This is a genomic window from Arthrobacter globiformis (assembly GCF_046536215.2).
In the GTDB taxonomy this organism is placed as follows: domain Bacteria; phylum Actinomycetota; class Actinomycetes; order Actinomycetales; family Micrococcaceae; genus Arthrobacter; species Arthrobacter globiformis_E.
This window is the reverse complement of record NZ_CM143421.1, coordinates 2,419,594-2,436,737: the sequence shown is the minus strand read 5'-3', so window position 1 is coordinate 2,436,737 and position 17,144 is coordinate 2,419,594. Positions and strand designations below refer to the sequence as shown.

The window sequence follows — 17,144 nt, the reverse complement described above, 5'->3', positions numbered from 1 at the left end:
TCACTGTGCAATATACTAGGACATCCAAGGGTTTGGAAGAGCGAAGGGATCTATGCCCGTGCAGCCACAAGGACGTGACAGCGGACAGCCCACAGAGGTGACAGCGGGGGAGGCCACGCCAGGGGAACCGGGCAGCGCGGCGCCGCCGTTTGCCGATGCGGACCTCATGTACATAGCGGACCTCCTGCCGCCGGCCGAGCGGACGCGCTATCTGGAGATCCGGGAGTTCCTGCAGTCCCGGGTTCGCGCCCAGTCCATCGAGTACTGGAACCGGGAAGAGTTCCCGTTCGGGCTGCTCGCGGAGCTGGGAAAGCACGGGCTTGGCGGCCTGCAGACGGACGGGACATCCACTCTCTTCAAGGGCCTCATGTACGTTGAGGTGGCCCGGGCCGACGTGTCCCTGTCGGCGCTGGTGGGCATTCACAACGAACTGATCGTCGGCATGATCGACGCCCTCGGGTCCGAGGAACAGAAGCAGCGGTGGCTGCCAGGCCTGACCGCCTTCACCCAGCTGGGGGCCTTCGCGCTGACCGAGCCGGAGCACGGTTCGGATATTGCAGGCGGACTGGCCACCACGGCCCGGCGTGAGGACGGCGAATGGGTCATCGACGGCGCCAAGCGCTGGATCGGCGCCGGAACCATCGCCGACTTCGCGCTCGTGTGGGCCAGGGACGCGGCCGACCAGCAGATCAAAGGCTTTATTGTCGAGACGGACCGCCCTGGCTATACGGCCACCAAGATCAGCAACAAGATCGGGCTGCGGATCATGCAGAACGCCGACATTCAGTTGGACGGCGTCCGCATTCCGGAAGCCAACATGCTTCCCGGGGCGACCGACTTCACCAAGGCCAACGAGCTGCTGAGGGATTCCCGGGCCTGGGTGGGCTGGCAGGCTGCGGGCATCCAGCTCGCAGCTTTTGACGTTGCCCGCTCCTATTCGCTGCAGCGCCGCCAGTTCGGCAAGGAGCTGGCCCGGTTCCAGCTCATCCAGCAGCAGCTCGCCGAGATCCTCGGCAACGCATCGGCTTCGCTGGCCCTGATGGCGCAGCTGGCCCGGATCCAGGAGGAGGGGCGGCTGGAAATGGCCCAGGCGGCGATGGCCAAGGCCACCACCACCCGGCTGGCCCGCGCTTCCGTGGCCTTGGGCCGGTCCCTGCTGGGCGGCAACGGCATCAGCAGCGACTTCGAGATGGGAAAGCTGTTCGGTGACGCCGAGATCCTCTATACCTACGAAGGCAGCTACGAGATCAACTCACTGATCGTGGCCCGCGCCGTGACCGGGAAATCGGCGTTCGTATAGGCCGGGCCGGCAGGCCGGGGCGCTAGCCAGCCAGCGGGTCAGCCAGCCCTGTCACCCAGCCAAACGCTACCCGGCACGCGCGGCCGCTTTCCGCGCGGCGGCCTCCAGCTGCTCCAGGTAGGCGGCCTGCTCGGCCGATCCTCGTTGCGGAAGATTGGGGTCGTTCGGCCCCTGCCCGGCCGAGCCGTCAAGAAGTTCCCGGATGATGTCCGCATGTCCCAGGTGCTGCGCCGTCTCGGCACACATGTGCACCAGCATCTGGTGCAGGGTCACATGCCGGCGTTCTTCCCGCCACCAGGGCACCACCCCGGGAGCGTCCAGCGGCAGCGCCTCGATGGTCGCGTCCGTGTGCGCCGCCGAGAAATGGTGCAGCTCCACGATCTCGGCACGTGTCTGCTCAGCGGTAGCCCACATGTCCGCGTCAGGCGCTGCACCGTCGTCGAACCAGGGCAGCTCCCGGTCACTGGCCCGGCCGAACACCTCGCCGAAGTAGCCGAGTTCCACGCTGGCCACATGCTTGACCAGGCCCAGGAGGTTGGTGCCGGTGGGCGTCATCGGCCGCCGGACCTCATACTCGCCCAGTCCGTCGAGCTTGGCGAGGAGCTGGGCGCGCCGTGTCCGCAGGTAATGGTGCAGGGTCGCTTTTTCATCCATGGCGGCACTCTACCGGGCATCACAGCATCAATCAGCGGCAATTCTGCACCACTTTGCGACGCCTTCGGAGGCGTGCTCCCGGGAACGGCGCGGGACCGGGGCAGCTTTGCGACGGAAAGCGGTGCAAATGTGCTGCGCCAAAAGACTGCCGACAGCAAAAACTCCCCTGTGCGTGCCGGGCACGTACAGGGGAGTCCTTGATAAGCCGTTACAGCGGGCGGATGTTCTCTGCCTGCGGACCCTTGGGGCCCTGGGTCACTTCGAATTCGACCTTCTGGTTTTCATCCAGGGAGCGGTAGCCGCTGGTGGCAATTGCCGAGTAGTGGGCGAATACATCTGCCGATCCATCATCCGGAGCGATGAAGCCGAAGCCCTTTTCGGCGTTGAACCATTTAACTGTGCCTGTTGCCATTGCTACTTCCTTTGTAACCCTTTTCTGGTCCTGCTCCGACAGCAGGCAGAGACGGAAACTGTTGTCCGCTGTCTCCAACCTATGGGCCATCCGCCGGGCGTGCAATACCTGCCGTCATCAGGAGTCCCACCTGTAACGGGAGATTTAGTCCGCAAACGCCAGTTGGAGACGCAGTTTCCCTGCCCTAGGCTGTGGTCTCCTTCTCCTGTCCGGTGTCCTCCCACATCACATCGAGATTGCGGAAAACCGGCGGACCATCGCACAGGGCCGCCATCTTCGCGGCGAAGTCGGATGTTTCAGGCCGGTTGGAGTTCTCCATCGCCGACTCGTAGGAATCGAACTCCACGATGGTGAAGTACGTCCCGGGACGGTCCCGGTCCGCAGTGGCGCTGATGCGGCGAAACGTCGGTGCGGTGGTTCCCTCGGTTCTCGACGGGCGGCCCAGCGACTCGATCTCCTCGATGCGTGAGGTCTGGAATTCGATGATCTGCACAAACCCGGCCATGACGGCTCCCTCGACGGCGGTGGTGTCTGATGCGGATCACGGTAGACCTGGTGCCGGGCCCGCGCAACCGTTCTACGGCGTCAGGAGCACCTTGATGGCCCGGCGCTCATCCATCGCCTTATAGGCTTCGGGCGCGTCCTCCAGGGGCATCTCGACGTCGAACACCCGCCCGGGATTGATGGCGCCGGACAGCACATCCTTGAGCAGCTCTGGAATGTAGGTCCGGGCGGGAGCCATTCCGCCGGACACGGTGATGTTCTTGTCGAACAGGTACCGCAGCGGAATCTCCGCGCCGCCTGTGGGGACCCCGACGAAGCCCAGGGCGCCGCCGGGCCGGACGGAATGCAGTGCCTGCTCCATGGACTCCTTGGTGCCCACGCATTCGAGCACCGAATCGGCCAGCACTCCGCCGAGCAGTTCACGGACCTTGGCGACGCCGTCGTCCCCGCGTTCCTCCACAATGTCGGTGGCACCGAACTCACGGGCAATGGCCTGCCGGTCGGCGTGGCGGGACATCGCGATGATCCGCTCGGCGCCGAGCCGCTGGGACGCCAGGACGCCGCAGAGCCCCACAGCGCCGTCGCCCACCACCACAACGGTCCGGCCGGGACCCACCTGGGCGCTGACGGCGGCGTGGTGCCCGGTGGCCATGACGTCCGAGAGGGTCAGCAGGCTGTTGCGCAGCTTTGCGTCCGGTTCACCCATATCAGGCACCTTGACGAGCGTCGATTCGGCGAGCGGGACGCGCACGGCCTGGCCCTGGCCGCCGTCCACAGCGAATCCGGCGTCGTCCTTTCCGCCCCAGCCGGCGAGGTGGTCGCAGGCAACGGTGACGCCGTTCAGGCACTGCGGGCACTGTCCGCAGCTGACCACGAAGGGGGCGATCACAAAGTCGCCCGCCCGGAGCGTGGACACGTCGGCGCCTGTGCTTTCCACGACGCCCACGAATTCATGGCCGATGGCGGAGGCATGGCGGACGGGCTTCACGCCGCGGTACGGCCACAGGTCCGAGCCGCAGACGCAGGCCGCCGTCACGCGGACCACGGCGTCCGTGGGGAGCTGGATGGCCGGGTAGTCGCGGTCCTCCACCCTGATGTCTCCGGGTCCGTGGATGATGGTGGCGCGCATGGCTGCTCCTCTCGAAGGGCGGGGCTGGACGGGATCGAGTCTAGCCCTGCTGCCGGGAGCGTTGCTTTTAGAGCACACGGCCCATCAGGCGGCTAGCGCATCCCCTCGCGGCGGATGGCGGTGGCGATGGCAGCGGCCCGGGTCTCCACGCCCAGCTTGGCGTAGATGTGGGCGAGGTGGGTCTTGACGGTGGCCTCGGAGATGAACAGCCGCTGCCCCAGTTCCCTGTTGCTGAGCCCTTCCGTGAGGAGGCTCAGCAGCTCGGCCTCCCGCGGGGTCAGGACCTCGTCGGGATTGCGCAGCTGCTGGAACAGGCGGGAGGCCACCGGCGGGCTCATGACGCTTTTGCCCTGGACGGCGCCCCGGACGGCGGCGAAGATCTCCTCCGGCGCGGCGTCCTTGAGGAGGTAGCCCATGGCCCCGGCATCCACGGCGCGGACGATGTCGGCGTCGGAATCGTAGGTGGTGAAGACCAGCACTGCCTGCCGGCGGTTGCGTTCGCGGAGCTTCCTGATGGCCTCGATCCCGTCCATGCCCGGTCCCATGGCCAGGTCCATCACCACGACGTCGGGGGTGTGCGCTTCCACGGCGGCCAGGGCTTCCTCGCCCGAGGAGGCTTCGGCAACCACCTCGATGTCCGGCTGCGTCCCCAGCAGGGCCTTCAGCCCGCTGCGGACCACGAGATGGTCGTCCACGAGGATCACGGTGATTGCGCTCATTCTTCCCCCTTCACCGGCAGGTGTTTGACCGGCACTTGCGCCGCCACAACAGTTCCCTCGCCCGGGGCGCTTTCCACCGAGAAGGCGCCGCCCAGCTGCTCCACCCGCTGCCGCATCGCCCGCAGTCCGTACCCTCCGGCGTCCGACGGCGGTGCTACCGCCGCCGGATCAAAGCCCGTGCCGTCGTCGTAAATGTCCAGCGTGACCGCGTCCGGCAGGAAGCCGAGGGTGATGGTCGTGGTGCTTGCCGAGGCGTGCAGCTTGATGTTCGCGGCCGCGCTCTGCACCACCCGGAGGAGTGCGTGGCGGACCTCGGCGGCGACTGCCCTCGGTTCGCCGGTGACCAGCAGCCGGGCATCCGGCACGTACAGGGCAGCGGCCTGGAGCAGGGCGTCAGGCAGCGGCGAGGCGTCGAGGCCGGGGGAGGCAAGTTCGTGGACCAGGCTGCGGGTATCGGAAAGGTTCCGGCGCAGCAGCTCAGTGGCCTGCCGGAGGTCCTGCCGGGACGCCGGCTCCGGCCAGGCGCGGTTTGCCGCCTCGAGGAGGAGAAGGCTGCTGGCGAGGCCCTGCGTCACGGTGTCGTGGATCTCCCGGGAAACACGCTCGCGTTCGGCGATGGTGCCGGCGCGGCGCTCGCTGGCGGCCAGCTGCCCCTGGGCGAGGGACACCTCCGAATGCAGGCGGCGCTGCTCGGCGGCATCGTGCTCGATGCGGTCGTAGATGAGGGTCAGCAGGACGCCTACGGCGAGCGGGCCCAGGAGCATGGCCAGGTCCGTGCCGTCGCTGAGCCGGAACAGCCCCGCGGCGGTGGCTGCCGCCGTCGCCCCCGCCGCAGCGTAGGCGACGGCGCCGGTGAAGGCGATGCGGCACAGGAAGAACAGCGCAAACGAGCACCAGGCGAAGCTGGGCGCGGAGACCACCAGCACGGCCCAGACGGCCACGAGGACGAACATCCACAGTGCCCAGGGCCGCCGGCGCTGCGCGAGCACGGCGATGACCGCGTAGAGGGCGCAGGCGGCGGCGGCAAGCGCGAGGACCAGCAGGTTGTCCTGGGCACTGTGCCGCATCACGTAGCGCACCACCGAGGCGACGATGAGCACGGCGAAGCCCAGATGGACTGCGGCGTCTATCCGTCCAAGCCGGCTGCCCGGAATGGGGCCGGTGCGTGCATGGGGAAGTGCCGGTGCGGCGGTGGGGGCTGGGGAGGGCATGGCGGGTCCGGTTCCGGTGGGTGGCGTGCTACGAACCATGCTATTGCCCGCGCCGTTGCTGGTCTCTCAGCCTTTTGGCTGATACCGCCAGCCGGAAGGACCACCCGGCTCCACCTGATGGCCTGATGCGCCCCCGGCGGCGCAGGTCCACCATGGAAATGCAGCCGTTTGGCTGCCCGAAACCACCGGATACGCAACCACCGGATTCCGGTCCTGACATACCCAGCCGGCCCCCCGCCGCCCACCGAAGGAGAACCCCGTGAAGAAGTCCCAGAAGATTTTTGCCGCCGCGGCAGCCGGAGCGCTCGCGATCACCGCCGGTGCCACCGCCGTCGCCAACGCCGGGTCAGGGTCTTCCCCCGCTTCGGTCCAGCCCGCGGCGGCCGCAATACAGCCCGCCGCGGCGCCGGCAGCCGTGCCCGCCGCCGATGTCCAGCCGGGTGCGGATAACGTCGTAACCCAGAACCGGATCACCGTTGGCGCCTCGGCGAAGGCGGTGGGCGCTGCGCTCGCCAAGTGCCAGGCCGACAAGCTGCCCTTCGTGACCGTTGCCCTGGTGGACCGCTTCGGCACCGTACAGGCCCTCCTGCGCGGCGACAACGCCGCCGAGCACACCATCGAGTCCGCCAAGCAGAAGGCGTACACCGCAGCAGCGTTCGGCAGCCCCACGAGCGAACTCGCCAAGCGCATCAGCGGCAACGGGCCGAGCATCGCTGACCTTCCCGGCACCCTCTTCCTCCCGGGCGGCGTCCCGCTGAAGGTCAACGGGGTCTCCGTGGCGGGCATCGGCGTCGGTGGCGCTCCGGACGGCAAGCTCGATGAAGCCTGCGCCGAGGCCGGCGCCGCCGCAATCGCCGTCAAGTAGGTTGCGGGCTGTGGGTGGTGGGGACGGGTTCGACGGCGTGCGCCGGGAACGGCGTGAGGCCAGGGACGGGTACGACGGCGGCAGGCCGGCCGCCGCTCTTCCGCTCGCTGGCGCGGCGGTACTGGTGGCGTCCCTGCTGGCGGGGTGCGCCTCCGCTTCCCCATCGGCCGTTGAGCCGGCCTCAGCCAGTTCAACAGGGGCCAGTTCAACACCGGGAAGTTCAAGCCTTGGCGGTGCAACGAAGGAAAGCCCGGCGGGTGGCTCTGGCGCGGGCGGCACGCCGCGGCCGCCGTCGTCTGCTCCCGCCCCACGTCCCTCCCTGTCCCCGGCCGAGCAGGGGAGGCTGGACCAGCGGCTGGTCCGGGCCGCGAAGGCCAACGATGCGGCGCTTGTGGCGCAGCTGATCAGCGAAGGCGGGAACGTGAACGCCAAGGACCCGATCCAGGATTCCGCGTTCCTGTACGCCGGTGCTGAGGGCTTCAACGAGATCCTGCGGCTGACCCTGGCCAACAGTGCGGACGTTCGGAGCACCAACCGTTTCGGCGGTACCGCGCTGATCCCGGCCAGTGAGCACGGGCACGTGGAGACGGTGCGGATCCTGATCGCCGCCGGTGTCCCCGTCAACCACGTGAACAAGCTCGGCTGGACGGCGATGCAGGAAGCCATCCTCCTGAACAACGGAGGCCCGAGGCAGCAGGATGTGGTCCGGCAGCTGCTCGATGCCGGGGCGGACCCCGGCATCCGCGACCCGCAGGGCAGGACGGCTTTGGAGAACGCCGAGCGGCTGGGCCTTGCCGAGATCGCCCGGCTGATCCGCGGGCGGGGCTGAACGCCGGCTAATCAACAGCGCCGAACTGGCCCGGTTTTGGGACCGTCAGCCGCAAGGGTTCGGCCGTTTCACCGCGCCTTCAGCGACAAAGCCGGGCCGGTTCGGCGAGGTCCGCGGCCACGGCGAAGTCCGCTTCCGTCTTCTCCCGGATTTCTTCCATGGTGACACCGGGGGCGAGCCGGGCGAGCGTCAGCTGCCGGCCGCCGTCGTCCGTCTTGGGGAGATCGAAGACGGCGAGGTCGCTGATGATCCGGTCCACGACGCTCACGCCAGTCAGGGGCAGGGTGCAGTCGGGAACGATCTTGGCTGAGCCGTCTTTGGCGTTGTGTTCGGTGAGGACTACGACGCGCGGTGTCCCGGCGACGAGGTCCATGGCGCCGCCCATGCCTTTGACCATTTTGCCGGGGATGGTCCAGTTGGCGAGGTCGCCGTTGCCGGAGACCTGCATGGCGCCGAGGATGGCGACTTTGACGTGTCCGCCGCGGATCATGCCGAAGGAGGTGGCGGAGTCGAAGATGCTGCCGCCGGGCAGGACGGTGACGGTCTGCTTGCCGGCGTTGATCAGGTCGGCGTCCTCCTCGCCCTCGTACGGAAACGGTCCCATGCCGAGAAGTCCGTTCTCGCTCTGCAGGACAACCCGGACGCCATCGGGCAGGTTGTTGGCCACCAGCGTGGGGATGCCGATGCCCAGGTTGACGTAGTCGCCGTCGTTCAGTTCCTCGGCCGCGATCGCGGCCATCTCATTCCGGGTCCAGGCCACGGGGATCTCCTTTTAGTTGTTGACGAGTTCGGGGCTGACCTGATCCGCACGGGCGCGGACGGTTCGCTGTTCGATGTCCTTGGCCCGGTTGCTGGCCTGGACCAGGTGCTGGACGTAGACGCCGGGGGTGACGATGTTGTTCGGGTCCAGGGCGCCCGGTTCGACAATGACCTCCGCTTCGGCGATGGTGACGGCGCCCGCGGTGGCCACCACCGGGTTGAAGTTCCGGGCCGTATAGCGGTAGATCAAGTTGCCGTCGGCGTCGGCCGTGTGGGCGTGGACCAGTGCGACGTCGGCGAGGATGGCCCGTTCCCGGACGTATGTTTCGCCGTCGAACACCTCGTGCGGCTTGCCCTCGGCCACCAGGGTGCCCACCCCGGTTTTGGTGTAGAACGCAGGGATGCCGGCCCCGCCGGCGCGCAGCCGCTCGGCCAGCGTGCCCTGCGGGGTGAACTCCACCTCGAGGACGCCAGCGAGGTACTGCTCGGCGAAGAGTTTGTTCTCACCCACGTATGAGGCGATGACCTTGCGGACCTGGCCGGCCTCGATCAGGACGCCCAGGCCCTTACCGTCCACGCCCATGTTGTTGGACACCACGGTCAGGTCCTTCACGCCGGAATCGCGGACGGCCTCGATCAGGTCAGCCGGGATGCCGCTCAGCCCGAACCCGCCCACGGCAAGGGTGATCCCGTCCCGCAGGACATCGTGCAGGGCTTCCGCGGCGCTGGATTTCAGCTTGGACATCGCATCTCCTCGTTGAGCTGTGGTGCAGTCCACTTTATGGACGCTAGTTCTGAGTGTGGAGCGTAGGCGGGCTGTTATGACGGTGTCAAGGTTCCTTTACCCCTGCATGGCGCGGCTCTTACACTGTGGACGGTAAGCTGGAAAGTGTCCACATTATGGATGATCAAGGAGCGATTGTGAACCAGGCACCGGTCCAAGGCGCGCAGGTCGTCAGCCGCATCGCAGGGCTTCTGCGCATTGTGGGACGGAAGCCCGAAGGAAGCCCGCTGGTGGAGCTGGTGCGGGACTCGGGACTGACCCGCCCCACAGTGCACCGCCTGCTAACGTCGCTTGCGGCCGAGGGGCTCCTCGACCACGACCCCCTGAGCGGGAACTGGGTGCTCGGCCCCGAGGCCCTGCTGATGGGCTCGGTGGCGGCCGCGCGTTTTCCGTTGGAGGACCTCGCGAGGCCCAGCCTGCGCCGGCTTGCCGAGGAAACCGGTGAGAGTGCCTTCTTCTCGATCCGGCGGGGTGGCGAGACCGTGTGCCTGCTGCGCGAGGAGGGCAGTTTCCCCGTCCGCTCCTTCGTGCTCCACGAGGGTGTGCGTTTTCCGCTGGGCGTCGCCTCGGCCGGAACAGCGATCATGGCGTTCCTGCCCGAATCAGAGCAGGAGCAGATACTGGGGGACTGGGCTGCCCACGCCGGCAAATACGCCAGTGGGCACCCCGAGGATGTGGTCCGGGACAGCTTGCAGCAGACCCGCCGGCGCGGCTACTCCGTGAACCCGGGCCTGGTGCTGGAGGGCAGCTGGGGGATGGGCGCGGCGGTCTTTGACCAGGCCGGCCGTCCGGCCTGGGCGCTGTCCCTGACCGGGATCGAGCCACGCTTCCGTGAGGACCGGCGCGATCTGCTGGGCCGGCTTCTGCTGGAGGAGGCCCACCGGCTCACCGTCCGGCTCGGCGCGGGACAGCGCCGGCGGCAGAACTAGCCGCAGCACCTCGCCGGGCGCAACGTCCTCGGGCGGGACCGCTGAAACTGTTGTGGTGCCCGCTGCCCGTGCCTAACCTTGCAGAGGGTCCACCCCGCAGGCGGAAGCCGCCCGCGGACCGGCCCCGCCCTGCAGACGGCGCTGTCTGCAGAAGAGCTGGACAGCATCGAAGGAGCCAGAGCCATGAGCACACGGGTCTACTTTGAGGAATACGGCGATCCGCAGGTCCTGAAGGTGGGAACGGAGAAGCTGGCCGAACCGGGTGATGGCCTGGTGCGGGTGGAGTTCCGGGCGGTCAGCGTCAACCCCGTGGACTGGAAGCTCGTGGCCGGCTACCTGAAAAAGTGGGTCCCCCTGGACTTTCCGGCGGTGCCGGGCAGCGAGGCGGCCGGCGTCGTGACCGCCGTCGGGCCCGCTTTCGAAGGGTTTGCGGCAGGTGACGAGGTCATCTGGAATGGGATGCTGGGCGGCTACCGGACGGAATTCGTGGTGCCCGCCGACCAGCTGACCCCCCTGCCGGCCGGCGTGGACTTCGAGCAGGCTGCCTGTATCCCGGTAGCAGGCGGCACGGCGTACTCGGCCCTGAAGCAGCTTGCCGTGGCAGCAGGGGACACGGTGCTGATTCATGGCGCCGCCGGTGGAGTTGGCTCGGCCGCGGTCCAGATCGCGCAGGCCTTCGGCGCGCGGGTGATCGGCACGGCGTCGGAGGCCAACCAGGAGTACCTCAGCGAGCTGGGCGCCGAACCCGTGACGTACGGCCCCGGGCTCGCGGACCGGGTCCGGGCGCTGGCCGAGGACGCGGGCACGGTCACGGCGGTCCTGGACACCGTGGGGAGCGAGGATTCGCTGGCAGCCACGGCCGAGCTGCTGCAGGGCACCGGGCGGGCGGTGACCACCGTTCCGGGCGAGCAGGCAACGGCCGCCGGGCTGGCAGCCGTACAGCAGGTGGAAGGCCGGATCGCGGAGGTGGGGACGCTCGCCGCCGAAGGGCAAATCACCTTCACGATCGGGCACCGGATGCCGCTGATCGAGGCTGCCGACGCGCTGGAAATCAGCCGCGGCGGCCACGGCCGGGGGAAGATCCTGCTGCTGCCGTAGGGCTGGACGCCGGGTGGGCGGTCCGGCGTCCGGGAAGCCTGGAGCCCTGCCCGGGCCTAGAGCCCTGCCCGGGCCTCTTCCGGCCCCTCGTGCTTCCACCAGGTGTCGAAGATGCTGACCGGAACGGTCCGCTTGTGCCGGGTCCGCAGGTACTTCTGTTCGATCAGTTCCGCGGCGCTGTCGCCGACCTCGCGGCCCTCGAGGTAATCGTCGATCTGGTCGTAGCTCAGGCCCAGTTCGTCCTCGTCCGTGCGGCCGGGCCGGTCGTCCAGCAGGTCGGCGGTGGGCACCTTCTTCCACACGCGCTCCGGCGCGCCGAGGTGCTCCAGCAGGGCCCGGTTCTGCCGTTTGTTCAGGCCGAACAGCGGCAGGATGTCGGCCCCGCCGTCGCCGTACTTGGTGAAGAACCCGGTGACCGATTCAGCGCCGTGGTCCGTGCCGATGACGAGGTAGTTGTGCTCCCCGGCCAGGGCGTACTGGGCGATCATGCGCGTGCGGGCCTTGGTGTTGCCCTTGTGGAAGTCGGAGATTCCGTTGCCGACAGTCTTCTCGAACTCGTCCTCGAAGCCGTCCACGGCGGCGGAGATGTTGAAGGTCCATTCCTTGGAGGCCTTGATGAAATCCAGCGCCGCCTGCGCATCCTCCTCGTCGTGCTGGACGCCGTAGGGGAGACGGACCGCCACGAACTGCGCGTCCGTGCCCTCCGCCTGCAGTTCCTCGACCGCCAGCTGCGCGAGGCGCCCGGCGAGCGACGAGTCGAGGCCGCCGGAGATGCCCAGGACAAAGCCCTTGGTGCCGGTGGCCTTGAGGTACTCCTTGAGGAAAGTGACGCGTTTGCGCACCTCCTCTGCGGGATCGATCCGGGGCTGGACGCCCATTTCTTCGATGATCTTGGCTTGGAGTGTGCGCATGGAACTCAGCCTAGTCAGCGGAATCCGCAAGGCTCAACTGTTTCCGCCCGCGTCCCCCCGGCTGCCACCCTGCGGCTACCGCCCGGCCGGTGCCGCCCTGCGGCTACCGCCCGGCCGGTGCCGGGCCGGTGGAGCCCCGGACCGTCAGGTGCGTGGGCATGACGGAGCGGCTCCGTGCGACGCCGCCGGCCAGCGGGTTCAGCTGGGCCAGCAGCATGGAGACGGCGACGCGGCCCGCCTGCTCGATGGGGGAGGCCATGGTGGACAGCGGCGGGTTGCAGAAGTCGGCGCCGAAGATGTCGTCGCAGCCCACGATGCTCATGTCCTCGGGCACCCTGATGCCGCGTTCGCGCAGGCGCTGGAGCATTCCGATGGCAATGAGGTCGTTGAAGACGATGCACGCCGTCACCCCGCTGTGCACGGCGGCATCGGCGGCGGCGGCTCCGGACTGCGTCTTCGGGGCGAAGGGTCCCAGCCTGCGGACCTCCACGCCGCGCTCCTCGGCAGCCCCGGACAACGTGTCCCACCGCCGGGTGCTGGACTGGGAGGTTGCCGGGCCGGCGATGTAGGCGACGCTGCCGTGGCCGAGCGAGATGAGGTGGTCCAGGGCCTGGGTGGTGGCCGAGGGCGTGTCGATGATGACGGCGGGAACGCCGGCAACGTCGCGGTTGATGGTGACCATCGGCATCTTCTCGGCGGCGGCCAGCAGCGCGTCGTCGGTGAGCCGGGACGCTGCCACCACCACTCCGTCAGCGCTCTTGCGCAGCTGCTCGACGGCGCTGGCCTCCACCTCGTCGGATTCCTCCGTGTCCACCAGCAGCTGCGTGTATCCGGCCGCCTTGAGCTGCAGCTGGGTTCCCCTGATGAGGTCGAAGTAGAACGGGTTGGTGATATCCGGCACCAGCACCCCGACGGCGCCGGTCCGGCCGGAGCTCAGCGCTTTGGCCTGGCTGTTGGGAACATAGCGGAGCTGGGCGGCCGCCGCTTCGATCCGCTGGCGTGTGCGGATGTTGACGCGGTCCGGGGTGGACAGTGCGCGGGAAACGGTGGAGGCCGCCACGCCGCAGAGCGCGGCAATATCGTGGATGGTGGCCGGCCGGTCCACTGCCGCTGGTTGCGTCGCAGCCACGGCGCTCCTCTCTGAACGTACGAGCCACTTGAATTGGCGGCTCTCTCCGCAGGCCCGGGCCCTCGCGGCACGGGTCGAAAATGGCGGGTCTGTGACTGGCGGCACAGGTCCGTTGAACAAAGAATGCCACAGGTTGTCAAAGTTTGGCAATCGGTTGTCATGAGCGTGCCACTGGACCTAGACTGGCTCCGACACTGTTGTGAACTGCGTCACCGCGCTTAGGCCGGGAACGGACCGGGAACGGACTGTACCGGGACCGGACTGCCGCGCGGCGGCCGCGAAAACCAGGAGACCCCGCGTGAGCAAAACCCCAACCACCGTCTGGCCGCTATCGGGATTCGGCGACGAGATCGACCCGGACCCGGCGGTGCAGGCCGCCGTACTGCTTGCCCTGGGGGCCAGCCACATCGAGGTCCGCAGCGCCTGGGGCACCAACGTCTCCGAGCTGGACTCCGCACAGGTTGCCCGGCTCAAGGAAATCCTGGACAGCAAGGGCCTGAAGGTCTCGGCGGTCGCCAGCCCCATCGGCAAGGTGGACGTCAGCCTCCCGGTGGAACACGAGCTGGACCGGCTGAAGCAGATCATCTCCGTGGCCCGGGGCCTGGACGCCCGGTACATCCGGATCTTTTCCTTCTACCGGGCGGAGGGGCAAAGCCCCGAGGACGTCCGGGAGGACGTCCTGGCCCGCATGGGTGCGCTTGCAGCGCTCGCCGGGCAGTCCGGCGTCGTACTTCTGCATGAGAACGAAAAAGGGATCTACGGCGATACACCGGAACGCGTGCTGGACATCATGCAGTCAGTGGATTCGCCGGCCCTGCGCATCGCCTGGGACAACGCCAACTTCGTCCAGGTGGGCGTCAAGCCCTACACCGACGGCTACGCCATGCTGCGCCCGTACCTGGAGTACTTCCAGGTCAAGGATGCGCTCTCGACCACCGGCGAAGTGGTGCCTGCCGGCGAAGGCGACGGCGAACTCGAGGCCACCATCGCGGCCCTCAAGGCGGACGGTTTCACCGGCTTCGCCTCGCTGGAACCGCACCTGGCCAGCGCCCACGAACTGGGCGGCTTCTCCGGCCCGGTGGCTTTCGGAACCGCTGCCCGCGCCTTCGCAGCGCTCGCCGCGAAAAACGGAATAGAACTGTCTTGAGGACGACGTCGGCCGTCATCGGCTGTGGCGATGTCTCCTCTGTGCACTTCGAGGCATTAGCAAAGCTCGACGGCGCCACCTTGGTGGGCGTCTGTGATCCGGACCCGCAGCGGCTGGCTTCCGCGATGGCCGCCTACGGCGTCCCCGGCTTTGCGGACCACCAGAGCCTCATCGAAGCCGTCCGCCCGGACGTGGTGCACATCTGCACCCCGCATGACCGGCACGCGTCGGTCGCGGCGGACTGCCTGGAGCGCGGCGTGCACGTCATCGTAGAGAAGCCGCTGGCCCATACGCTCGCGGAGGGACGGCGCCTGGTCGAAGCCGCCGCTGCCGGCAGGGCGAAGATCGCGGTGTGTTTCCAGAACCGGTACAACGCGACGTCGCAGGCCATGCATTCGCTGCTGTCCACAGGCGGCCTGGGGCGCGTCCTGGGGGCTTCGGCCACGGTGACGTGGCAGCGCACCGCGGAGTATTACCGCGACCGGCCATGGCGGGGGAGCTGGGCAGGCGGCGGGGGAGGCCTGATGATGAACCAGGCCATCCACACCGTGGACCTGCTCCAGTGGCTGGTGGGTGACGTGACGGCCGTCAGCGGCAACGCCTCCACCCGCTTCCTGGGCGGAACCATCGAGGTGGAGGACACTGCGGAGTTCGTGGCGGAACACGCCAACGGTGCGCGGAGCGCGTTCTATGCCACTCTGGCCCATGCCACCAACGCCCCGGTCACCCTGGATGTGGTCACGGAGGAGGCCGTGTTGAGCCTGCGCGGCGATCTCACTGTTGCCTACGGGGACGGGCGCGTTGAGGTGGTCCCGGAGCGCCGCAGTGAGTCGGGCGGCCGGTCCTACTGGGGCGTCTCGCACGAGTTGCTGATCAGCGATTTCTACGCCCGGCTGGGCGATGCCGATCCCTTCTGGATCAGTCCCGCGGAGGCCGTAAAGTCCTTGCGCATCGTCAAGGACGTGTACCGCCAGAGCTACCCGGAGTCCGCTGCCAGGGTCTCCTGATGGTCTGACTTGGCAACCGGCTGCATTGCTCTCTGTCTTACCCTGGAGCTGCACTGAACCATATTTAAGAAACATGGCAACAATTTTTGACAATCGGTTGCCAAGCTGAGCAGCAGTGCGTACTCTGAATCCCAGACGGCCAGTGTGGCCCACGCCACACCCGCCTCATCAAAAGCCCACGTTCTACAGACTCCCTTCTAATTCCTTTCAAGGAGCCAACAATGAAGTTAGGTCCCAAGGCGGCAGCAGCCGCCATCGTACTGAGCGCCTCGCTGGCACTCACCGCATGTGGCGGCGGCGCCGGCTCGGGCTCAAACGCCGGCGGTGGAAGCGCCGGAACAGCGCTGACGCTGGGCACCCTCCGGGACATCACTTCCTGGGATCCCGCACAGGCCCACGTCGGACATGCGCTGCAGCCGTACCAGGCCGCGTATGACACCCTGATCCTGCGCGAACCGGACGGGAAATTGAGCCCCATGCTGGCTACCGACTGGAAGTACAACAGCACCAACACCAAGCTCACCGTGGACCTCCGGACCGACGTCACCTTCAGCGATGGCGCCAAGTTCGACGCCGAGGCCGCGAAGGCCAACCTGGACCACTTCAAGAAGGCCAACGGCCCCCAGATGGCCCAGCTCGCCTCCGTGAAGGACGTGAGCGTGGTGGATGCGGACACCATCGACATCAACCTCAGCGCCGCGGAACCCGCCCTGGAATACTTCCTGAGCCAGGCCGCCGGCCTGATGGGAAGCCCCAAGGCCCTGGGCACCGATGCCATCAAGACCGTGCCGGTCGGCTCCGGCCCGTACGTGATGGACAAGGCCGCATCCGTCAAGGATTCCCAGACGGTCTTCACTGCGCGCAAGGACTACTGGAACAAGGACCTGCAGAAGTTCCAGAAGCTCACCCTCAAAATCCTGACCGATCCCACAGCCCGCACCAACGCCCTGGTTTCCGGCCAGATCGACGCCACGCTCCTGGACCCGAAAAACGGCAAGCAGGCCGAAGGCGCCAAGATGAAGCTCGAAACCAACCAGGTCGACTGGTCCGGATTGCTCCTGCTGGACCGCGACGGTGCCAAGAACCCGGCCCTGGCCAACGTCAAGGTCCGCCAGGCCATCAACTATGCGTTCGACGGCAAGACGATCCTTGAACAGGTGATGCTCGGCCAGGGAACTCCGACGTCGCAGCCGTTTGGCAAGGACAGCGGCGCATGGTCGGAGGAGCTGGAAAACTACTACAGCTACGACCCCGCCAAGGCCAGGCAGCTGCTGAAGGAATCCGGCTTCGAGAACAACGTGACTCTGGACGTCCCCACCCTTCCGGGGGCTGAAACCCTGATTTCGGTTCTCCAGCAGCAACTGGCAGACGTCGGCATCACCCTGAAGCCCGGTGCCGCGATCACCAATACCTTCACCTCGGACGTTGCCGCCCGGAAGTACAACGCACTGTTCTTCAACCTCTTCCAGGGCGAGCCCACTGTAGCGATTGACCAGATCGTCTCCACCAAGGCCCTGTACAACCCGTTCAAGAACACGACGCCGGAGCTCGAGAAAAAGATCCAGGCTGTCCGCACCGGGGGCAAGGATGCAGGCAAGCTGGCCCAGGAAGTCAACAAATACGTGGTGGAACAGGCGTGGTTTGCCCCGCTGTTCCGGGTGAACCAGATGTACTACCACAACGCCAAGGTGAACGTCACGCCGCAGATCCAGCAGGCCGTTCCGTCCATCTACAACTACTCGCCGGCCAAGTAGGAC

General features: G+C 67.5%; 18 protein-coding genes. 8 read left to right on the top strand and 10 right to left on the bottom strand.

Annotated elements, in window-relative coordinates; all coding sequences use genetic code 11:
• Positions 1–52 precede the first annotated feature (52 nt).
• Positions 53–1,300, top strand: a complete 1,248-nt coding sequence (locus tag R5O87_RS10865) for an acyl-CoA dehydrogenase family protein (protein WP_410556448.1) — start codon at positions 53–55, stop codon at positions 1,298–1,300.
• Positions 1,301–1,366: 66 nt separating this feature from the next.
• Here R5O87_RS10865 and R5O87_RS10860 read toward each other — a convergent pair whose 3' ends face one another.
• From R5O87_RS10860 to R5O87_RS10835, 6 genes are all read right to left on the bottom strand, one after another.
• A complete protein-coding gene (locus tag R5O87_RS10860; RefSeq protein ID WP_410556449.1) occupies positions 1,367–1,954 on the bottom strand; it encodes a DinB family protein in 588 nt (195 codons plus the stop codon).
• Between the two features lie 208 nt (positions 1,955–2,162).
• Positions 2,163–2,366, bottom strand: a complete 204-nt coding sequence (locus R5O87_RS10855) for a cold-shock protein (protein ID WP_087871805.1) — start codon at positions 2,364–2,366, stop codon at positions 2,163–2,165.
• 184 nt (positions 2,367–2,550) lie between these two features.
• Positions 2,551–2,871, bottom strand: coding sequence for a putative quinol monooxygenase (locus R5O87_RS10850; protein ID WP_410556450.1), 321 nt, complete (start codon positions 2,869–2,871; stop codon positions 2,551–2,553).
• A 72-nt stretch (positions 2,872–2,943) separates the two neighbouring features.
• Entirely contained in the window at positions 2,944–3,999 is a 1,056-nt protein-coding gene (locus R5O87_RS10845) for a zinc-dependent alcohol dehydrogenase family protein (protein WP_410556451.1), read from the bottom strand.
• A gap of 92 nt (positions 4,000–4,091) precedes the next feature.
• A complete protein-coding gene (locus R5O87_RS10840) occupies positions 4,092–4,718 on the bottom strand; it encodes a response regulator (RefSeq protein WP_410556452.1) in 627 nt (208 codons plus the stop codon).
• Positions 4,715–5,929, bottom strand: a complete 1,215-nt coding sequence (locus tag R5O87_RS10835; protein WP_462836425.1) for a sensor histidine kinase — start codon at positions 5,927–5,929, stop codon at positions 4,715–4,717. Before R5O87_RS10835 ends, R5O87_RS10840 begins: the two co-directional genes overlap by 4 nt.
• Before the next feature lie 259 nt (positions 5,930–6,188).
• Between R5O87_RS10835 and R5O87_RS10830 the strand changes: the two genes are divergently transcribed.
• Positions 6,189–6,794: a GlcG/HbpS family heme-binding protein gene (locus R5O87_RS10830; RefSeq protein WP_410557639.1), complete on the top strand. Its 606-nt coding sequence runs from the start codon at positions 6,189–6,191 to the stop codon at positions 6,792–6,794.
• Positions 6,795–6,915: 121 nt separating this feature from the next.
• Positions 6,916–7,623: an ankyrin repeat domain-containing protein gene (locus R5O87_RS10825; RefSeq protein WP_410557712.1), complete on the top strand. Its 708-nt coding sequence runs from the start codon at positions 6,916–6,918 to the stop codon at positions 7,621–7,623.
• A 79-nt stretch (positions 7,624–7,702) separates the two neighbouring features.
• Here R5O87_RS10825 and R5O87_RS10820 read toward each other — a convergent pair whose 3' ends face one another.
• On the bottom strand, positions 7,703–8,383 hold the full coding sequence (locus R5O87_RS10820; RefSeq protein ID WP_410557640.1) for a CoA transferase subunit B: 681 nt from the start codon (positions 8,381–8,383) through the stop codon (positions 7,703–7,705).
• A 12-nt stretch (positions 8,384–8,395) separates the two neighbouring features.
• On the bottom strand, positions 8,396–9,127 hold the full coding sequence (locus tag R5O87_RS10815) for a CoA transferase subunit A (RefSeq protein ID WP_410557641.1): 732 nt from the start codon (positions 9,125–9,127) through the stop codon (positions 8,396–8,398).
• Between the two features lie 176 nt (positions 9,128–9,303).
• Here R5O87_RS10815 and R5O87_RS10810 point away from each other — a divergent pair, with 176 nt between their 5' ends.
• Positions 9,304–10,095 carry an IclR family transcriptional regulator gene (locus R5O87_RS10810; protein WP_410557642.1) on the top strand — a complete coding sequence of 264 codons (792 nt, stop codon included), beginning with the start codon at positions 9,304–9,306 and terminating at the stop codon, positions 10,093–10,095.
• A 183-nt stretch (positions 10,096–10,278) separates the two neighbouring features.
• Positions 10,279–11,193: an NADP-dependent oxidoreductase gene (locus tag R5O87_RS10805; protein ID WP_410557643.1), complete on the top strand. Its 915-nt coding sequence runs from the start codon at positions 10,279–10,281 to the stop codon at positions 11,191–11,193.
• A 56-nt stretch (positions 11,194–11,249) separates the two neighbouring features.
• On the opposite strand, the gene nadE is transcribed toward R5O87_RS10805, so the two are convergent.
• Together nadE and R5O87_RS10795 are read right to left on the bottom strand one after the other, a co-directional pair.
• Positions 11,250–12,104, bottom strand: coding sequence for an ammonia-dependent NAD(+) synthetase (nadE, locus tag R5O87_RS10800; protein WP_410557644.1), 855 nt, complete (start codon positions 12,102–12,104; stop codon positions 11,250–11,252).
• 103 nt (positions 12,105–12,207) lie between these two features.
• A complete protein-coding gene (locus tag R5O87_RS10795) occupies positions 12,208–13,233 on the bottom strand; it encodes a LacI family DNA-binding transcriptional regulator (protein ID WP_410557645.1) in 1,026 nt (341 codons plus the stop codon).
• 298 nt (positions 13,234–13,531) lie between these two features.
• On the opposite strand from R5O87_RS10795, the gene R5O87_RS10790 reads away from it, so the two are divergent.
• The 3 genes from R5O87_RS10790 (at position 13,532) to R5O87_RS10780 (ending at position 17,141) form a co-directional block, all read left to right on the top strand.
• On the top strand, positions 13,532–14,380 hold the full coding sequence (locus tag R5O87_RS10790) for a sugar phosphate isomerase/epimerase family protein (RefSeq protein ID WP_410557646.1): 849 nt from the start codon (positions 13,532–13,534) through the stop codon (positions 14,378–14,380).
• Positions 14,377–15,387, top strand: coding sequence for a Gfo/Idh/MocA family protein (locus R5O87_RS10785; RefSeq protein WP_410557647.1), 1,011 nt, complete (start codon positions 14,377–14,379; stop codon positions 15,385–15,387). Before R5O87_RS10790 ends, R5O87_RS10785 begins: the two co-directional genes overlap by 4 nt.
• Positions 15,388–15,608: 221 nt before the next feature.
• On the top strand, positions 15,609–17,141 hold the full coding sequence (locus tag R5O87_RS10780) for an ABC transporter substrate-binding protein (protein WP_410557648.1): 1,533 nt from the start codon (positions 15,609–15,611) through the stop codon (positions 17,139–17,141).
• The last annotated feature ends 3 nt before the right edge of the window (positions 17,142–17,144 follow it).